The organism is Enterococcus sp. AZ020 (assembly GCF_050499205.1).
GTDB classification, from domain to species: Bacteria; Bacillota; Bacilli; order Lactobacillales; family Enterococcaceae; genus Enterococcus_L; species Enterococcus_L dunnyi.
The window spans coordinates 3581458-3599571 of the sequence record NZ_JBIPAT010000001.1; the positions used below are offsets into that span (position 1 = coordinate 3581458).

An 18114-nucleotide genomic window follows, 5' to 3' on the forward strand; every position below is an offset into this window, starting at 1 on the left:
GACCTCCTTATTTATTGGTTGCATCATTATTTGACGACTTAGCTTTATCAACGATTCCTTGTAATTCTTTCAAAAAGACACTCATATCTTTAAATTGACGATAAACACTCGCAAATCGAATATAAGCAATCTCATCCAGATTTACAAGATCTTCCATCACGTATTCACCAACTAAAGTGGTCGAAACTTCATTTTCCCCTAAACTACGTACTCGGTTTTCAACATTATCAACAATTTGCTCCATTTGTTCCATTGCAACAGGTCTTTTTTCAGCTGAACGAATCAACCCACGCAAAATCTTTTCTCTATTAAATTCTTCTCGATCACCATTCTTTTTGATCACTAGCAATGGCGCCGCTTCGATCCGCTCAAAGGTTGTAAAACGGTAGTTACAATTTTCGCACTCTCTACGACGACGAATCGCACGCCCGTCATCTGCTTGACGGCTATCAATGACTCGAGAATTATTATGATGACATCTTGGACAACGCATAATATTCACCTCATTTATCTCTATTATTATCTATTATTTCGTATAATCGTTGTTTACTACTCGTATTATAACATGAAATGGCTGAGAAACCAGACATTAACTATCTATCTCTATTAATTTTTTCTTATAGTATGAGTTTTATTTAATAACAATTATCCATCGTAAAATAAAATAACAAACCACGCGAAGAAACTTTTCCTTACATGGTTTGTTACAGTTGTATGATTTAAAAGTTATAGCTCTATTTTATTTCTCGTCCCCCAGCCAGTGTTTTTATGAGTAATATATCCCCAAATTCGCACAGGTGAAAGAACAAAAACCATCCATAATACGGTAAAGGGAAACGCACAAAACACGATCCACTTATCTCTTTTAGCCAAGTCATTTCTTGGAATCGAAATATATGATAACGAATAAACGGCACTAAAGGCTAATGGTGCTAAAAGCAAAAATGGAATATCTGTCATCACGAAAATCAGCCAGTACAATAATTGTAGCTTGATCACGATCATCGAAGCAAACATTGCCCAGCCAAAAGCTTGCCTAAAAAACACAAAGCTATTGATCGGAAAAAGGGACAGACGCCAAAAGCCTCTAATAAAGCTTCCTCTGCTCCAACGAAGGTGTTGCCGAACATGATGGCTAAGTTTATTTGGTAACTCAGTATAAGAAACTGCGGTTGACTGAGCAACTGCTCTCCCTAATAAAAGAGCCGCCATCGTCAAAAAACTATCATCTGAAAACTCCACTCTTGCACGGCCAAATCGTTCATTTTCATACCCAAGAGTTTCGGCTAAATTCAGAACCTCCGCACGATAAAAAGCGATCGGTCCGCTGTTAACTGCTACACTGCCAAACATCGAATTCATCGATCGTTCTATTAGCACCATATGGCCAACAACCAATAGGTCCGTAATGATCGTTAGGATATTATCTGTAATATTCCGCGTAACAATGACTCCAGCAACAGAATAAACTTGCTCGTCTTCAAATGGGATGATGCCCTGCTCGATCGCATGCTTTTCAAAAACAGTATCACTATCCACAGTTAAAATAAGTTCATTGTGAAAATCAGCAATATTCAACGAGCGATAAGCCAATAACTGAGCCGCCCGCTTCCCACTATTTTTCTGAGTCAAAAATTGAAATCGAATATCTTTTTCGGCAAAAATCCGTTGGTACTTAGCAGAAAGTTCAGCATAGTCAACTAGTTGACTGCCATCATCTACTGCAACGAAAGAATAAGGTTTTACTGTTTGATTCAAAATAGAACGAAAAGCATTCTCGATATTTTCAACCGGTTCATTATAGATGGGCATCAGGATATGAACGTTTCGTTCTTTAGTGCCACCACTTGTATAAGGCGTATATAAAGCACTCAAAACGAGTGTTGCAAGTGCCATTCCTCCACTCATCGTAAAAAATGGAGCAATACCACTCAAAGAGTGACGGGAACCATCTGAAAGTCGATAACCAAACCAAATAATACCTAAAATGATCGTCGCAACGACAGTGACAAATAGCATGCTCGTACTTTTTTTAAACAGGATCTGTTCTTTTCCGGTTTTTCGTTTTATTGACCAATAACCAATTTTATACCGTCTAATTTTTGGAGTGATTCCAGAATCTTTAAGGACTCTTTTTTTCTGATTATTAAACGTAAAATGAATGATCAAAACGAATACAACGACAAGAAAAAAGGCTGTCATTGGTAATTTTCCGGATAAAATAAACTGCTCGATCGTCTGATCATTAAAATGAGTGAGCTCATAAAAAATAATGTAACCGATAGAACAAACAGGAATTAAAAATAACAGAGATTTACCAGTTACCTCAAGCAAGAAAAAAAGACTTTTTTTCATTGAAACATCCTTTCTAAACAATCAGTAAACCCAATCAATAGTGATATGCTCTTAAAAGAGCCACATCTTTAAAATCTAGCTCCAAACCTGCTGGAAGGTTCAATTCAACTTTACCTAAATAGATGCTCTTGCCTTCCCCTTGAATCACCACAGATCGATCAAAACTTTTTTCAGGAAAGTTGAGCAGCAAAATAGAACGACGCTGCTGCTTCTTTTTAGTCTTATCAAAATGAAAGACTTTTTCTTTTTGAACCGTTATTCGATTTTCTGTTGTCAGTTCTTCTTCCGTTTGAGGGAACTTGATATCTTTCTTTAGATTGATTTCACTTATATGCGTGTTTGATAAAGCTTCGACCAGCTCGGACCATGAAGAAACCTCAGCATATTTTTTTTCCTTTATCACTAGTTGAGTGGGTTGACTTTCTTTCGTCGTTTTTTTAGGCGCTTGTTTAACTAGATGTACCCCAAAAACAAGAGCTGGTATAGATAAGAGTAAAAGTAATGGGGCCATCACTGTTTTTAGTAATTTTTTTGAGCGTCGATTCTCAATAACCTGTTGTTCTTTACGCTTACTCTTTCTGGACATTTCAATCACCTCACCCATTTCCTATCCAGATTTCAATCATTTAGACTGTCGTCAAATCGTAAAAAAGACGGCTATTTTCAATGATCTTTGGCTTGTTTTCTTCATAGCGTTCATGATCCACAGCATAGATCACTAAATCAAAAGAAGTAAGTTCATGGTAATTATTCTCTAAACAGCATATTTTCCCATCCTCTTTGGTATAGTAAGCATACAAGACATCGTCATAAGCAACGATATGTTCGGTCATTTCTCCTAATTTATCCACCAATCTACGAACTGATGACATCCGGATATCTGCTACATTTTTCTTATAAGTTACTCCCAAGATCGCAACTTTCAGTTCTCCAAGTTTTTCTCCCCGTTCAACGAGATAGTCATTGATCTTATGTAAATGATAGTCGAGCATTGAATCATTGATTTGGCCTGCTGTACTGATCAAGGGAGTATCGATTCCTCTTTTTTCCATCAACCAAGTGAGATAATATGGGTCAACTGGAATACAATGGCCACCGATCCCTAAGTTTGGTGTAAACTTCATAAAACCAAACGGCTTGGTTGCTGCTGCCTCCAGCACTTCTCCTACACTGATTCCTAAATTATCCGTGATTTTTTGCAGCTCATCTGCTAAAGCAATGTTGACTAGTCTAAATGTATTTTCATAAATCTTTGCAAGTTCTGCTATTTTTAAGCTTGAAACCGCTGATACATGATCTCCGTATAACGCTTTTGCCTGTGCAAGACAGTTTTTAGTATATCCCGCTACGATCCTTGGGATTTTCGCACTTAAAGATTCTGTATTTCCTGGATCGATTCTTTCAGGAGAATACGCTATGTACAAATCAGTACCTATGTTGTAGCCTTTTGCAGCAAACCTTTCCACCAGATATTCTTCCGTCGTTCCTGGATAAGTAGTACTTTCTAAAATAATCAATGATCCTACTTTCACTTTATCTTCAATCAGACTTACTGCGGATTTCACATAACTCAAATCAGGAATTTTATGATCGTCAATCGGCGTTGGCACATCAATAATGTAAACATCTCTATCCTTCAGCATTTGTTCGTCAGCTGTAAAAACTGTTTCCTTTTTTAACATCTCAGTGATCGATTCGTTTGACATTGTATCAAGATAGCTGACACCTCGATTCAGTGAATCAATCTTCCTTTGGTCAATGTCAAATCCAATTACCTGATGACCATTTTCTACATGATTCATAACACTCGGTAATCCTACGTAACCTAAGCCGATCACAACTATTTCTTTTTTCATCCTTAATTCCCCTATGTTTGTTTATTTTTTTCATTTTTCTTTTACGTAAGATAACACAAATCAAATATAATTGTCTATATACTTTTAAAACATTTAGTTATTTAAAATTAACTATATAATTATTCCCTAAATACTAATAAATCGAATTAAACCTCATGAAAACGCAAAAATAGCAATGTGATTTTTTATTTTCACATCGCTATTTTGAAATTAACTAGCACTCTCTATCAACATAAATAAAATAACTATATAACACTAATTCTATATAATCAAAAAATATTTTTTGAAAGCCATTTCTTGACTTGTTTTTTTGTCTCTTCCGTTGTTTTTTGATTATCAAAAATGATATCTGCCCGATTTTTTTTCTCTTCGATCGGCATTTGACTATCGATTCTTTGTTCAGCCTCTAAAGCTGAAAGGTCATCTCTCTTCATTAAACGAGATAATTGTAGCTCTTCTGGAATGTAAACCACTGCGACTTGGTCGACAACCGCATCATAGCCTCCTTCATAAAGCAAAGGAATATCTACAATAACTAAAGATGACAGATTTTTCTTCCGAGCGATATCCGTTAAGATAGCTTCTCTTAAAAACGGTGACAGTACTCGATTCAATCGCTCTCTCTTTTGCTTATCTGAGAAAATGATCTTTCCCAGTTTTTTTCTATTTAAGGAACCATCAGCAAACAATAGTTCAGAACCAAATGCATCAACGACCGCTTGAAGTCCGGGAGTCCCCGGCTCAACTATTTCTCTTGCGATTATATCCGCATCCACAATAGGAAAACCTTCATCTTTAAAAATCTCAACGACTGTGCTCTTGCCTGTAGCGATTCCTCCAGTTAATCCTAATATCATTCCCATCTATCCTAGCTCCTCACTTTCAGTGTTTGACATTTCGGACAAAAATGAGTGCCTCTTTGAGCGACTTTGATCTTTTTTATTGGTGTGCCACATCTTGGACAAGGCTGATTCGTCTGACCATATACATTTAATGAAACTTGAAAGGTCCCAGCTTCTCCTAATGCATTTAAATAGCTGCGAATCGTTGTCCCGCCAACTTCAACAGCTCGGCCTAAAACATCGATGATCGCATAATAAAGCTGACTTACTTCTTTGCCATTTAACGAATCCGCGGGTTGTTCTGGGTGGATTTGGGCCTCCCACAATGCTTCATCAACATAGATGTTCCCTAATCCAGTTACTAAACGTTGATCTAAAAGCAAAGGTTTGATTGCCTTGTGATGTTTTTTTAGACCTTCACGAAATGATTTCAATTTGAACTCAGTTGGAACTGGTTCCGGGCCTAGTGCTAGAATACTTTTATAATTTATCCCCTGATCTTTTTCAACCAGCGTCATTCGTCCAAACTTACGAACATCTAAATAACGAAGTTCTGTGCCATCCGTAAACTTAAATATTACATGAGTATGCTTATCCACTGCATCTGCGCTATCGTGTGTTTCGTATTTTCCCTCCATACGTAAATGAGAGATCATATCATAATCAGTAAACTTAAATAGCAAATATTTTCCTCGTCGTTCCATTTTTTCTAGACGTTGACCAACAAGTTTTAAAGCAAAAATCTCTGCTTCAGGTGCTTCAATGATTCTCGGCCATAAAATCGTAACTTCTTGTATCGTTTTTCCGATGACTAATTTTTCCAACCCTTTTCGAACCGTTTCAACTTCTGGTAGTTCAGGCATTTTCCATCTCTCCTTAGCGGAAAGAGACTGATGATAATGGCAGTGAAACAGATAGGCTTATCTTCCGCATTAAGCATTCTCTGAATCAACCGATCAACCAGTCTCTTTTTAATTTATTTATTATTTTGCTTCATACCATGTTTTGCCCCAGCTACTATCTGTGATCAGAGGTACATGAAGAGCAACTGCATTTTCCATAACATCTTTGACTAAAGTGTTTAGTTTTTCAAGCTCTGTTTCAGGAACTTCAAAAACGAGTTCATCGTGTACTTGAAGCAGCATAGTCGCCTGCATTTTTTCTTCTTTTAAGCGTTGATCCATTTCGATCATTGCAATTTTCAAAATATCCGCAGCACTTCCTTGAATCGGCGTATTGATAGCTGTCCGTTCAGCAAATGATCGCAAATTAAAGTTTCGTGAATTGATATCAGGCAAATAACGGCGTCGATGATACAATGTTTCAACAAACCCTTTATCTTTTGCATCACGAACGATTTCTTCCATATATTTTTTAACACCTGGATACTTTTCAAAGTACGTATCAATATACTCCTGTGCTTGCTTTCTAGTGATTCCTAGATTTTGAGATAAGCCATAATCACTGATTCCATAAACAATTCCAAAATTCACTGCCTTTGCTTGACGTCGCATGTTTGGCGTTACATCCTCTGCTTTTTCAATTCCAAAGACCCGCATCGCCGTACTAGAATGGATATCCTGTCCTTCAATAAAAGCTTCTTTTAGATGCTGATCGTCTGAGATATGCGCCAATACCCGCAATTCAATTTGTGAATAATCTGAAGAGAAAATACGCCAATCTTTTTCTCTTGGAACAAACGCCTGACGAATTTTTCTACCTTCATCCAAACGGATCGGAATATTTTGTAGATTGGGATCGATCGAACTTAAACGCCCGGTTTGTGTCAAAGTCTGCACGTAACGAGTATGGATCTTATCGTCAGGCTGGATCACTTTGAGCAAACCCTCTACATAGGTCGATTGGATTTTAGCGATTTGACGGTACACTAAAATATCTTCGACGATCGGTGCCTGTTCCTTCAATTGCTCCAAAACATCCACAGCTGTAGAATAGCCTGTTTTCGTCTTTTTGATGACTGGCAAGCCCATTTTTTCAAATAGGATCACTCCTAATTGTTTTGGCGAATTCAAGTTGAATTCTTCACCCGCTTCAGCATAGATTTTTTGTTCGATTTCACGTAGACGATCTGAAAATTCGATACGCATATCTTTCAACCGCTGCGCATCTACTCTGATTCCAGTGATTTCCATATCAGCTAAAATACGAGACAACGGTAATTCCATTTTATAAAATAGATCAGATTGATTTTTTTCAGCTAATTCATGATCCAGCTTTTCTGTCAGAAAATGGATCGCATTGACTTTTCTTGCCAAGTGACTAAAGAATACTTCTTCGTCTTCCGGTAAGCCTTTTTTAGCCCCTTTTCCATAGATCGCTTCATCTGATCGAATGTCACCATATCCATAATATTGCGCAACACCTTCGATATCCGCACTATTGTCATTTGTATCCAACAGATATGCCGCCAATAATACATCAAACTTGATGCCCTTTGTTTTGCCAACATAACGATTAAGTGCTACATACGTACGTTTCGCATCATATACGACTTTCTGATATTTATCTGACAATAGCCAGTCGATAAAGGGCTGACTTTCAAAAAGAGCTAAATTGTTTGTTGTATAAATCTTTTTCTTTGTTCCCCACGCTACTCCGACGATCGGCGATGTATGATAATTGTCTTCCATCATTTCTACATACAAAGCCATATCTTCTGTAAACATTTCCTTTGTAAATGTGTCCACTACATCAAAATGAACATCCGCTAAATCAACGGTTTCTTCTTCAATGTCCAATTTACTTAAATGTTGTTTAAACTCCATCTCACGATAGAAAGGAACTAATTTGTCTAAATTTTTTCCATTATAAACTAAACTGTCGATAGAAATATCGATCGGTGCATTGACATCGATCGTTGCAAGCTTTTTACTTAAAAAGGCCTGCTCTTTATCATTGATCAAGTTTTCTTTCATCTTACTTGGTTTTAACTCATCGATATGCTCGTATAAGCCTTCCACCGAACCGTACTCTGCCAGTAACTTGATCGCTGTTTTTTCTCCTACCCGCGTGACCCCGGGTATATTATCTGAGCTGTCTCCTGCAAGACCTTTCATATCGATTATTTGCAAAGGAGTCAAGCCATATTTTTCTTTAATAAACTCTGGTGTATAAGTGACTAATTCACTAACGCCTTTTGCAGTCACCTCTACCCTGATATTCTTATCAGCCAATTGGGTTAAATCTTTATCCCCAGAGACAACAACTACTTCAAAATCATCTGCTTCCACACGACGTGCAAGAGTTCCAATAATGTCATCTGCTTCGTATTCCGGCAACTCATAATGTTGTATCCCCAAAGCATCGATCAGCTCGCGAATATAAGGCATTTGTTCTTTAAACTCACCTGGTGTTTTAGCTCGACCAGCTTTATAGTCATCAAAAAAAGCATGGCGGAAGGTCGTCTTTCCCGCATCAAAAGCAATCAAGACGTGGCTCGGCTCTTCTTTTTGCATGATATTATCCAACATATTGTTGAAAAAAAGAATCGCATTTGTATGTAAGCCATTTTTTGTTTTAAATGACTCAAAATTTTGAACAGCATAAAACGCTCGAAACGCTACACTATTCCCATCTACTAATAATAACTTCTTTTTTGTCATTCTATTTCTCCTCATCTTCAGCAAACTGGTGTCCTTCTCTATTCTAACAAAAATCTTAAAACTTTGCAGTAGAGAAGAAAGGAAAGAGCACATTCAAATTTAAAGCACAAAAAAACCGCTCTGCACACATTCAGAGCGGAACATTAGGATTCACACAAATGAAACAAACACACACTTTTTTTGTTTTGTTTCGATAGTTAAATAATACAAGGAAGTTATGAATAAAATGTGAATGAAAGATTTCTAAAATGTAACTTTTCTTCGATAAAAGCCTTCTTCTTAACTACTATTTTTTGATGCATCTTTTCTACATGTATCATTATTTTTGGGGAAGACTGATTTTTTCTCTCTAATATCACTAAGAAAAATCACTATATCAAAAGTAGTAGCTGCTTTTTCTCGCGTTTTTTTAAGTGTAGAGAGCGAAACAAAACAGATGTTTAGTTTTGTCCCGCTCTCCTTCCTACGATTAGTCAAGAGAAAAATAAAGAAATAATCAAAGATATTTTAATCGTTTGTAGACGAAGGGAATATTTTAGAAAAAAGTTCACGATAAATAACCCTGATGAGTATGTTTTTTTTCCAGCAGGGTGCTATAATTAATATATAAGACTTGGTCTTATTGGTCCATAGAGACCGTGTGCGCATAGTCGTACCTTGTCTCATTCTTGATCATGGAATAGAGACACTTTAGTAGTTTGTTCATGCAGGCTACGGTCGCAACCTTATCCTTTTTGGATAAAGGTTGCGTTTTTAATTTATAATAGTAATCCACGATATGATTAGGCGCGGCAGCTTGCTGGCGAATCATATTTTTCACGGTAAAATAAAGGAGCTTTCGAGCCTTGGGGTTGCCACGTTTATTGATATGGTCTTGGGCTAGGTATTTACCAGATTGATACCTACGGGTATCTATCCCAACAAACGCATTCACTTTCTTATGATTTTCAAATCGGCGAATATCGCCAATTTCACCAATAATTAATGCGGCAGATACTTCACCAATCCCCGGAACACTTCGGTAAAGATCAAATTCTGGTAAGGGTCTTGTTTGTTCGATCAGTTGCTTAGACACCGTTTCTTTTGAGTGAAGAAGTTCTTTTAATTGGCGGGCGTAATAACGAACTTTCTGTACTTGAATGCTCGTTTTCGTCGTCGCTGGATAGGAAGTAGAAGCCAATGAAAGGAGCTGTTGCGCTTTTTCTAAGGCTTTTTTATCCGAAAGACGTTTGTCTGTGCTCTTTTTCAAAATATTTTTTATTTGAGTTTGACTAAATCCCGCTAAGCATTCTGGATGAGGGAACAGCTCGATAAGATTCAATGATAATTTTGACAATCGATTCGAAAAAAGGCGTTCCAATTCCGGAAAACTAAGTTGAAGAGCCGTGTGTAAGTACATTCTTAGTCGCTTGATTTCTGCTTCTATCTCTTGATAAAAGCGAGCTAAATCATGGGATTCTTCATAAATATCAGGTTGGAGTTTCTTAATTTTCCGCTCATACTGGCAGTGAGTTTGTGCTAGTCGATGTGCGTCTTGTTTATCCGTTTTAAGCACACGAAGACCGCTATCCAGCTGTTTTTTTGCTTCCAAAGGATTCAATAGACAATAAAGTAAGTGATTATTTTGACAAAAGGTTTCAATCACTCTTGAGTAAATACCGGTCGATTCAAATACGATACTAGGCAGTTCGGGTAACTGTTGAATTTCTTGAAGCAAATAATCAAAGCCAAATTTGGTATGAGTAATCTCTCCCTCGGAGAGACAACGCTCATCTTCGTAAAGCACGTGATAACTTTTCCCCATCGAAACATCTAATGCAAGTACATATGTCATACGTTCATCTTCTTTCTTTTTTTTTGAAAGGTACTTCACTGTTTCATTTCATGTCTAATTTCCTTAACACGAGCTCGAAGCCCCAACATACTTAAAACAGATTTTAAAATGACAGTGAAGGAGACCGTTTTTTTGTAGGGACTCGAAGTCCAAGAGAGCATGGTCGATCTTCCTTTCACTCTTTACTATAGACCTAAAAAAGGAAATAGAGGGTAAAGTCATCCGTCGGTGACTTTACCCTCTAATCTTAGTATGTTTTTTGAATCAATTACTTTTGTCTTTGTCTCATTGTAGATGTCTAAAAATTTTCAGAATAGATTTTTTCAACTTATGGAAGCTGTGATCGTTCATCAGCTTTTAGATATTCATTTCTTATTCTATCTTAATTTTTTTCGACGTTCTAATTGAAGGATCACGCATAGAATCAACATGAATAAAGCAAATAGAGCTAGGTTTTCTGATCCTTTTTCTCCTGTGCTCGGTAATGATGACCTCGGACCAGAAGTTGCTGGCAAAGTACTTGTATTATTAACTAGTGGTTTGAAGCGTACTGTTTGCTTCTCATTCTCTAAATCTAAATGCTCAGCTATTACTTCATTTTCAGTCAGTAAAGTCTCTGTAAATACGATCCCGTCATTACTAAATAATTGACTATCGATCTGATACTCAAAAGAAAGTGTGATCTCTGTTTTTTCTGCAATAAACGTTTTTTGCTTCGTTAATTCGTCAATGACTCTTCCGTCTGATAAGCGATGCCCATTCACATTTACAGTATACTTATGTCCAATGATCAAGCCTGTGATCTTAGCTGTTTCCTGGATTGTTGTATTTTGTGCTGGGACTAAGATTTTCTCTCCGTTTTTCCCTTGAGCCAAAGTCGTGATCTTGGGATCAGTAAATTGAATCGTTTGTTTTTTATTCGTCAAATCATTGTGTTCTGCAATGACTTCATCGTTGAACAATAATTTTTCAGTAAATACGATGCCATCACCAGCTAATTCTTTTCCACTTAAAACAAAATCAAAACTGTAGCTCATTTTTGTTTCAGTCGCTGTAAACACAGCTTCTGCCCTTATTTTTTCGTAAGGCTCCCCCGTCGATAAGCGGTATCCTTGAACAATTACTTTATACTCATCACCAATAATTAGGTCAGTAAAAACAGCGGTTTCTTTAATTGGTATTTTCGCTAACGGGTCAAATTTCTGTTGTTTATCTTTTCCATGAGCTTTTGTAGAAATCTCAGGATCAGTAAATGAAACGGTTTGATCTTCATTCTCTAAATCTTCATGATTGGCTACTTCTTCATTTTCGTAAAAAAGTTTTTCAGTAAAGACAAGTCCATTCCCTTGTAGGTCTTTGCCATCTAAAATAAAATCAAATGTCACTTCCATCGTCGGGCTTGTTGCAATGAATGTTTTCGTTTCCAAAGCATCATCATATGGGGTATTATCACTTAATCTATAAGCCTGAACAGTCGTTGTGTATTTATGTCCGACAACAAGATCAGTAAATGAAGCTGTTTCTTTGACTGGAACTTTTGTTAAGGGGTTAAATTGTTGCCTGCCATCTTCTCCCTGTGCTTTTGTAGTTATTTTAGGATCATTGACTTTTATCGATTGTCCTTCATCATTGATATCTTCATGTTTGGCCACTTCTTTTTTACTTACGGTGTCATAGATGTATTCATAGAAAACAAGTTTTTTTCCACGATATTTATTTCCATCTACAGTCGTTTTTACCACATAAAAACCTTCATATGCTGGCGGAACAAATGATCCTTGAAGTGTTTCAAGAACTTCGCCTGTCTCTTGATCGACGATTTTCGCAGTGTACTGATAGGTTCTTCCAGCAAATAGCCATTTATAGTGAATCGTATCTTCTAATTCGATTTCTTTTGTCGGATCAACAAATTTTTCCCCATTTTTTCCAGTCGCAGTAGTATTGAGCACTACTGGATTAGGCTCATTATCAACGATGAGCTCTATTAATTTCCCATCGTTTTCTACCGTAACGTTGAAATCATATTCTGTTGTGTTTGGTAAAAAGCCATGCAGCGGCTCCAATTCAACAAATCGGTAACCATCCCTATTATATAAAAGTCGTTCGATGTTTATTTCTCCATTGGCATCTGTTTTATATTCACCAATCAGCGTTTTTGTCACACCAGTCAGCTTGTATAAAGCAAATGGGACATCTTTTAACGGTCGATTCGCATCCTTTTCCCGTTTGATCAATTTGATTGGTTGCTGAGCCCAACGATTCGTGAATGTTTTTGTAATCGTTTGTCCGGGCTCGATCACAACTGTTTGTGGAATGTTATCGATAACACGACCTTCAGGAGCACGAATTTCTGTGATCGTTACACTTGTCCCCATTAAAATGTCATCAAGCTTGACCAAGCCATCCTCACCTGTTGTTCGCTCTTCAACTATCCCATCATATTCAAATCTGAAAACAGCATCTGCAAGCGGGTTGCCCTCTTCATCAAGTTTTTGAGCCGCTGCCGAACCAGTCTTAACAACCTTGACGCGAATTTTAGTTTGTGTTGGTTGAGCTTCACCGGCTGTTGTCATCGTTTGAGCATTTTCTTTCACCCAAAAATATTGAACACCAGAAACAGGAGAATTTCTTTGAAAAACGATCTCTCCATCGTTAGAGTTTATAGACGGAGTGATCTTCAATGTGTTTCCATCTTTTGACACACTTGTATTTCCGTCGTTTCTGATCTCATGATAATAATTGAACACGTTTTTACTATCATTCAATTGTACAGTTTCACCTGCTTTGACCGTGATTTCCTGATTATCAAAACTAGGTTTTGTTCGATGATTGTCTGCTCTAGCATCAATTTGACTCTTGTAGGCAGCATAATTAGCCAAATCACTTTGAACTGTATATCCTAAAGCTTCCCAAATATAAAACTGTGTCGCCATATATAACTCATCAGAATCATTCCCATTGGAGCCAAAATTGATGATATTATTGATTATCTGTTTTTGGTTCTCATTGATCAAACCTATTGACGGATGCGGAACATAACCTTCACCCTGGCCGAACTCAACTCCTGGCTGAACACAATAAGCAATACCTCCATCTATTCTAAACTTTTCGACGTGCAAGGCAATAATCAGCCAAGTTTGATCTAATTTTACTGAATAGGACATTGGTATCAGCTTTTCTACTGATCCAACGCCTTTAGCTCTCGCAAATGGTATATTGAGGACAACACCTTGATCATTTGTTACATGAACTTCAAAGGTTGGATTTACACTAGCATAAGAGCCGTACATATGATTAGCTAAAGCAATGATTTCTGCATCAGTCAAGCCTTCTACACTATATGGCTCTGCTCTTGCAGCTAATTCAGCACCTGATCGTTCTTGCTCTGTATTTTCTTCAGTGCTTTCTTCCTCAAGCAACGAATCTTTTTCAATCACTGGCTCTGGAAACGCTGCTTCTAATTCAGTTGGAGTTTCTAGTTCCTCAGTGCTTGTTTCGATCGTTTGACTCTCTGTAGCGTCGATCGATTGATCTACCTGTTCATCATCAACTAAACTGTTTTCTATTCCATTTTCTGCATAAGCTGTGATTGGCTGTATCACAGCTATAAAATTTGAAGCTAGCATAAAGAAAAGAACAAGCCATGTAAGAATTTTCTGTTGTCTTATTTTCATTATTTTCCCCCACTTAATCATTTATTTTATGCTTGTTTCTTTCTTCGGCGGTGATCGAATTTCCATTGCTGTCCCTCCTTTTAGGTACAAAAAAAGACGACCTTTTTGTCGTCTTACCTGAGTCTTGTCTATTCTTTGTCGGCGATAAAAGTAACTAAATTTTAACCTGCCTAAAAAAATGAGTGAGAAAACTCATGTCCTATCGTGAAGTTTATAGCAATCGAAACTTCAAACTCTATGAGAGCAGAATACTTGAAAAGTCTCTCAATGTCACAGCAATACCTCATTCGGTTCTACTCTTTCGCCCTAAGCTGTACTGATAACGAAAGCGGTGGACTCACCGGATATTCAATTTCTGTCGCTATTTTTTACTCATTTGATATACTTTAGCATTGAGCTTCAATTTTTGGTTATAGGCTAGGCGTTGGAGAATACTATTGTAAACATCACCTTTACCCGTATAATAAAGAGCTGCACCTTGCTTTGAACGTTTAGCAATCATTGTCCTTTTACAATCAAAAACCATATGAACGTCTTCATAAATGTTTTCTATTATTTTCGACTCAACAACCGTATATTGCTTTCCCATTTTTCCTTCTTCAAAATACATTACACGTTTTTCGATCGTTTGATTTTCCGGATTTACAGTCCATTGAACAGATTGGCCAAACAGCTTCATTGATTTAGCTGAGGAAATAATATCCTCCTTTGTCATTTTTATAGAATCTTTCCTTGCCAAATTAACACCTCCAACAACGCTTTTTCATTTTTAAGTAAAGCTTAAAAAGAAGAAACTAATAACAAAAAAGCTAGGGCGCGCCACTTATTAAGTGTAACGCGCCCTAGCTCAAATAAACACACAAACAAAATGCGAGTAATACAAAACGAAAGTTTATTCTTACTAGTGATAGAAAAATAAAAAGCTACTTTTTTCTCTATCAAAAATCTGAAAACTTTGCTATACTCTAGAATGTGGCTTGCTTCAGTAAGCTACAGGGGTGCATTCCACATAAATCAGTACACGCTGTTTTATTGTGGACTAGTATTATGCTGACCTAGGCCTGAGAAACCTGGCGAGTGATACTAGCGCATCTCTATTTTTTTATTAGTTTCTTCTTGTTAAACTTCAATACTCTTTTAAATTAACATGCTTTTAAAAATAAAACAACTATTTTTTGATTTTTATATTTCGACCTTGATACTAAAATCAACTTCCTTTTAGTAATAAATAACAACGCTTACCACATTCTGCATTCATTTTATTTGTTCTCCCATTTCTCTCATTATAAATCCTTTGAAAATAAGTTACCATCGATCATTGAAAAAAGCGCAAATTTTAACTATCTCCTTCTCAAAAACGATTTATTTTCGTCTTTTTGAGCGAAATATCGACTCTTTTATTAATTTTTTTTAATAGTTCAGCTATAATCTTTTCTTGAAATCAATAAAAAAGGAGCGATTACTATGAAAACAAAATCAGATGGAGAAGTATTAAAACAACTGCGCACCTATCGAAAACTTACTCAACTAGAGTGCTGTCAAGGAATCATTTCAAGGCATACGTATTCTAAGATAGAACGAAATCAAACCAGTATACAAGTTCAGATCTTGGTTGAGTTGCTTGAGCGCTTGCATGTAAGCTACGATGATTTTCTCTTTTTAAAAATGGGCGGTCAAACTCCTGAATTTTATCGAAAAAAATGTGCTGAATATACAAGAGAAAATCTTTTACATGACTATCCTCAAAAACTGTACAACACATTAGAAAAAAAGAAAGAACAAAGTATCAAACATTTTCACGATTACTTATTTTGTAAAAAGAGGATGAATGAGCTCGACGTTGAAAAAATTGAACGAATATCAGAATCTGATTTAAATCAATTGCATTCATACATAAACAGATTAACCTTTTTTTCTACCATCGATTTAACATTGTTTTCGGATATGTGTACTTTTCTGACATATAAAACAGCTAAATATGCAGGTTCGAAAATCATTGAACAGCTTGATGATTTTTCTGACTACCTTTCACTTACTCAAGCATATCAACAGGCTTTTCATCAGGCACTGACTACAATGACTTCTGTTGCTTTAAATAACAATGACTATCTTTTTGTTCAACTATTACTAAAGAAAACAAAAGAATTCATTTTTTATTTTCCGAGTCATTATTATTTAGTCAATTTTCATTTGAATACAGATATTTTAAATTACAAGCAAACTGAAAATAATTATTATTTGACCAAACTATTTGTATTGAAAGACTATATGAAAATATTGGAAGATCACTCACTTGCGGATAAAATAGAGGAACAAATAAAAACACTACTTCAGCAAACAGCGTCATTACCAACGAATCAAAGCAAGTAACTTTAGCCAAAAAAGTCCGGCTCTATACTTTCTGATGTTGGTGAGAAATCACTGGCATCTTTTTTAATGCAAAATAATAGAAAAGACACCCTGATATCCTTTAGAATGAAGTCGTCTAAAACCATTCAAAAAGGAGGAAATCAAGATGTCCTATACAAATCTTATCAAAAATACCTTAGATATTCTAGACTTAAATATCACTTTTAACGAAAACTGCTTAAAAAAAGAACGGGTCAAAGGAAGAATCTGTCAGGTCTTTTCTGGTACGCTCGATTATACTGCGCATATTTGTCCTCACTGTGATCAAGAAGAAAAGGAAGCAATTATCCGTTGGGGCTTTACAAGCTGTTTGATTTTACTCAACGATGTTTCGGAGTATCAAACGTATTTACGCTTGAAGAAACGTCGTTTCTTCTGTCATTCTTGTGACAGAACATTTGTTGCAGAAACGAGTCTTGTTGAAAAAGGGTGTTCGATTTCATCGAAGGTGAAGCTGTCCATTGCTGACCGCCTCCGAAACGTCACTTCTATGAGTCAAATTGCACGTCAAAAGAAGGTCTCTGTTTCCTCTGTTTACCGTGTCTTGAAACGATTTTATGAGCCAAAAAAAATCAATCGACTCACCTTACCGGAAGTTCTTTGTTTTGATGAATTCAAATCAGTGAAACAAGTCACGGCTTCGATGAGTTTCATCATGATGGATGGGCAAACCAAGCAGTTAATTGATGTTGTTGAAAATCGTCAGCTCCCTTTTCTAGAGCGTTATTTTTCACGATTTCCTTTGACTGTTCGTAAAACGGTTAAGTATATTGTTTGCGATATGTATGCTCCTTATTTTTCTCTCGTCAAAAAGTTATTCCCGATGGCTCAGATTATTCTTGATCGCTTTCATATTGTCCAACTCATCGGTCGAACCTTTTTAAAGCACCGCATTCAGAGAATGAACACCTTTCTTCATCAGGGAAATACAGAAGCGAAAAAATATCGACACTTGAAGAACTACTGGAAGCTTCTTCAAAAAAATCAATCGAAGCTTGATTTTGAAAAACGCCTTTGGCGTCCTTCTTTCCGCACCTATTTAACTGAAACAGAGATCGTTGATCGATTACTTGCGTATGATGACGAGTTGAAAAGTGGCCACACCTGTTATCAGGACTTTCTTTATGCTATACAGACAAGAGACTTTGATCGGTTTCATGCACTATTAGACGAAGATTTCCGCCGTCTTCCTCCCTACTATCAAAAGACTATTGGTACGTTTAAGAAGTACCAAAATGAAATTAAACATGCGCTAGAATTGTCTTATTCTAATGGACCATTAGAAGGTTTAAATAACCATATTAAAGTGTTGAAGAGAAATGCTTACGGGTTCCGTAACTTTTACAATTTCAAATTGAGAATTTCTTTGTGTTTTGGCACCATTCTTTTTCAAGAAAACAAAAAAACCTAGAGGAAATTTCCTCTAGGATTCATATTCATCGATTTCATTCTTTGGATTTTCTTTACCAACATTAGTTGACAAAGAGCCCCTTTTTTAGGACTTTGTCTACAGTCTGAAGC

At 36.5% G+C, this 18114-nt stretch carries 12 protein-coding genes; 2 read left to right on the plus strand and 10 right to left on the minus strand.

Features of this window, described 5'->3' with window-relative positions; translation table 11 throughout:
- Positions 1-7 precede the first annotated feature (7 nt).
- The 10 genes from nrdR to IGI58_RS17200 all read right to left on the minus strand — a co-directional run bounded on the left by nrdR (position 8) and on the right by IGI58_RS17200 (position 14923).
- On the minus strand, positions 8-493 hold the full coding sequence (nrdR, locus tag IGI58_RS17155) for a transcriptional regulator NrdR (RefSeq protein ID WP_087639921.1): 486 nt from the start codon (positions 491-493) through the stop codon (positions 8-10).
- Between the two features lie 233 nt (positions 494-726).
- On the minus strand, positions 727-2355 hold the full coding sequence (locus IGI58_RS17160; protein ID WP_429952463.1) for a glycosyltransferase: 1629 nt from the start codon (positions 2353-2355) through the stop codon (positions 727-729).
- A gap of 34 nt (positions 2356-2389) precedes the next feature.
- A complete protein-coding gene (locus tag IGI58_RS17165) occupies positions 2390-2941 on the minus strand; it encodes a pectate lyase-like adhesive domain-containing protein (protein WP_429952462.1) in 552 nt (183 codons plus the stop codon).
- Between the two features lie 40 nt (positions 2942-2981).
- Positions 2982-4211, minus strand: coding sequence for a nucleotide sugar dehydrogenase (locus IGI58_RS17170; protein WP_429952461.1), 1230 nt, complete (start codon positions 4209-4211; stop codon positions 2982-2984).
- Positions 4212-4480: 269 nt separating this feature from the next.
- Positions 4481-5074, minus strand: a complete 594-nt coding sequence (coaE, locus tag IGI58_RS17175; protein WP_429952460.1) for a dephospho-CoA kinase — start codon at positions 5072-5074, stop codon at positions 4481-4483.
- A 5-nt stretch (positions 5075-5079) separates the two neighbouring features.
- Entirely contained in the window at positions 5080-5916 is an 837-nt protein-coding gene (mutM, locus tag IGI58_RS17180) for a DNA-formamidopyrimidine glycosylase (RefSeq protein ID WP_429952459.1), read from the minus strand.
- 120 nt (positions 5917-6036) lie between these two features.
- Positions 6037-8676: a DNA polymerase I gene (gene polA, locus IGI58_RS17185; protein ID WP_429952458.1), complete on the minus strand. Its 2640-nt coding sequence runs from the start codon at positions 8674-8676 to the stop codon at positions 6037-6039.
- A 619-nt stretch (positions 8677-9295) separates the two neighbouring features.
- On the minus strand, positions 9296-10510 hold the full coding sequence (locus IGI58_RS17190) for an IS110 family transposase (RefSeq protein ID WP_429952452.1): 1215 nt from the start codon (positions 10508-10510) through the stop codon (positions 9296-9298).
- 377 nt (positions 10511-10887) lie between these two features.
- Positions 10888-14184 (minus strand): VaFE repeat-containing surface-anchored protein, encoded by a 3297-nt coding sequence (locus IGI58_RS17195; RefSeq protein ID WP_429952457.1) that lies wholly within the window; start codon positions 14182-14184, stop codon positions 10888-10890.
- Between the two features lie 361 nt (positions 14185-14545).
- Positions 14546-14923, minus strand: a complete 378-nt coding sequence (locus IGI58_RS17200) for a hypothetical protein (RefSeq protein ID WP_429952456.1) — start codon at positions 14921-14923, stop codon at positions 14546-14548.
- A 725-nt stretch (positions 14924-15648) separates the two neighbouring features.
- On the opposite strand from IGI58_RS17200, the gene IGI58_RS17205 reads away from it, so the two are divergent.
- Both IGI58_RS17205 and IGI58_RS17210 read left to right on the plus strand, forming a co-directional pair.
- Positions 15649-16554, plus strand: coding sequence for a helix-turn-helix domain-containing protein (locus IGI58_RS17205; RefSeq protein WP_429952455.1), 906 nt, complete (start codon positions 15649-15651; stop codon positions 16552-16554).
- 145 nt (positions 16555-16699) lie between these two features.
- Positions 16700-18004 carry an ISL3 family transposase gene (locus IGI58_RS17210; protein ID WP_429952441.1) on the plus strand — a complete coding sequence of 435 codons (1305 nt, stop codon included), beginning with the start codon at positions 16700-16702 and terminating at the stop codon, positions 18002-18004.
- Positions 18005-18114 lie beyond the last annotated feature (110 nt).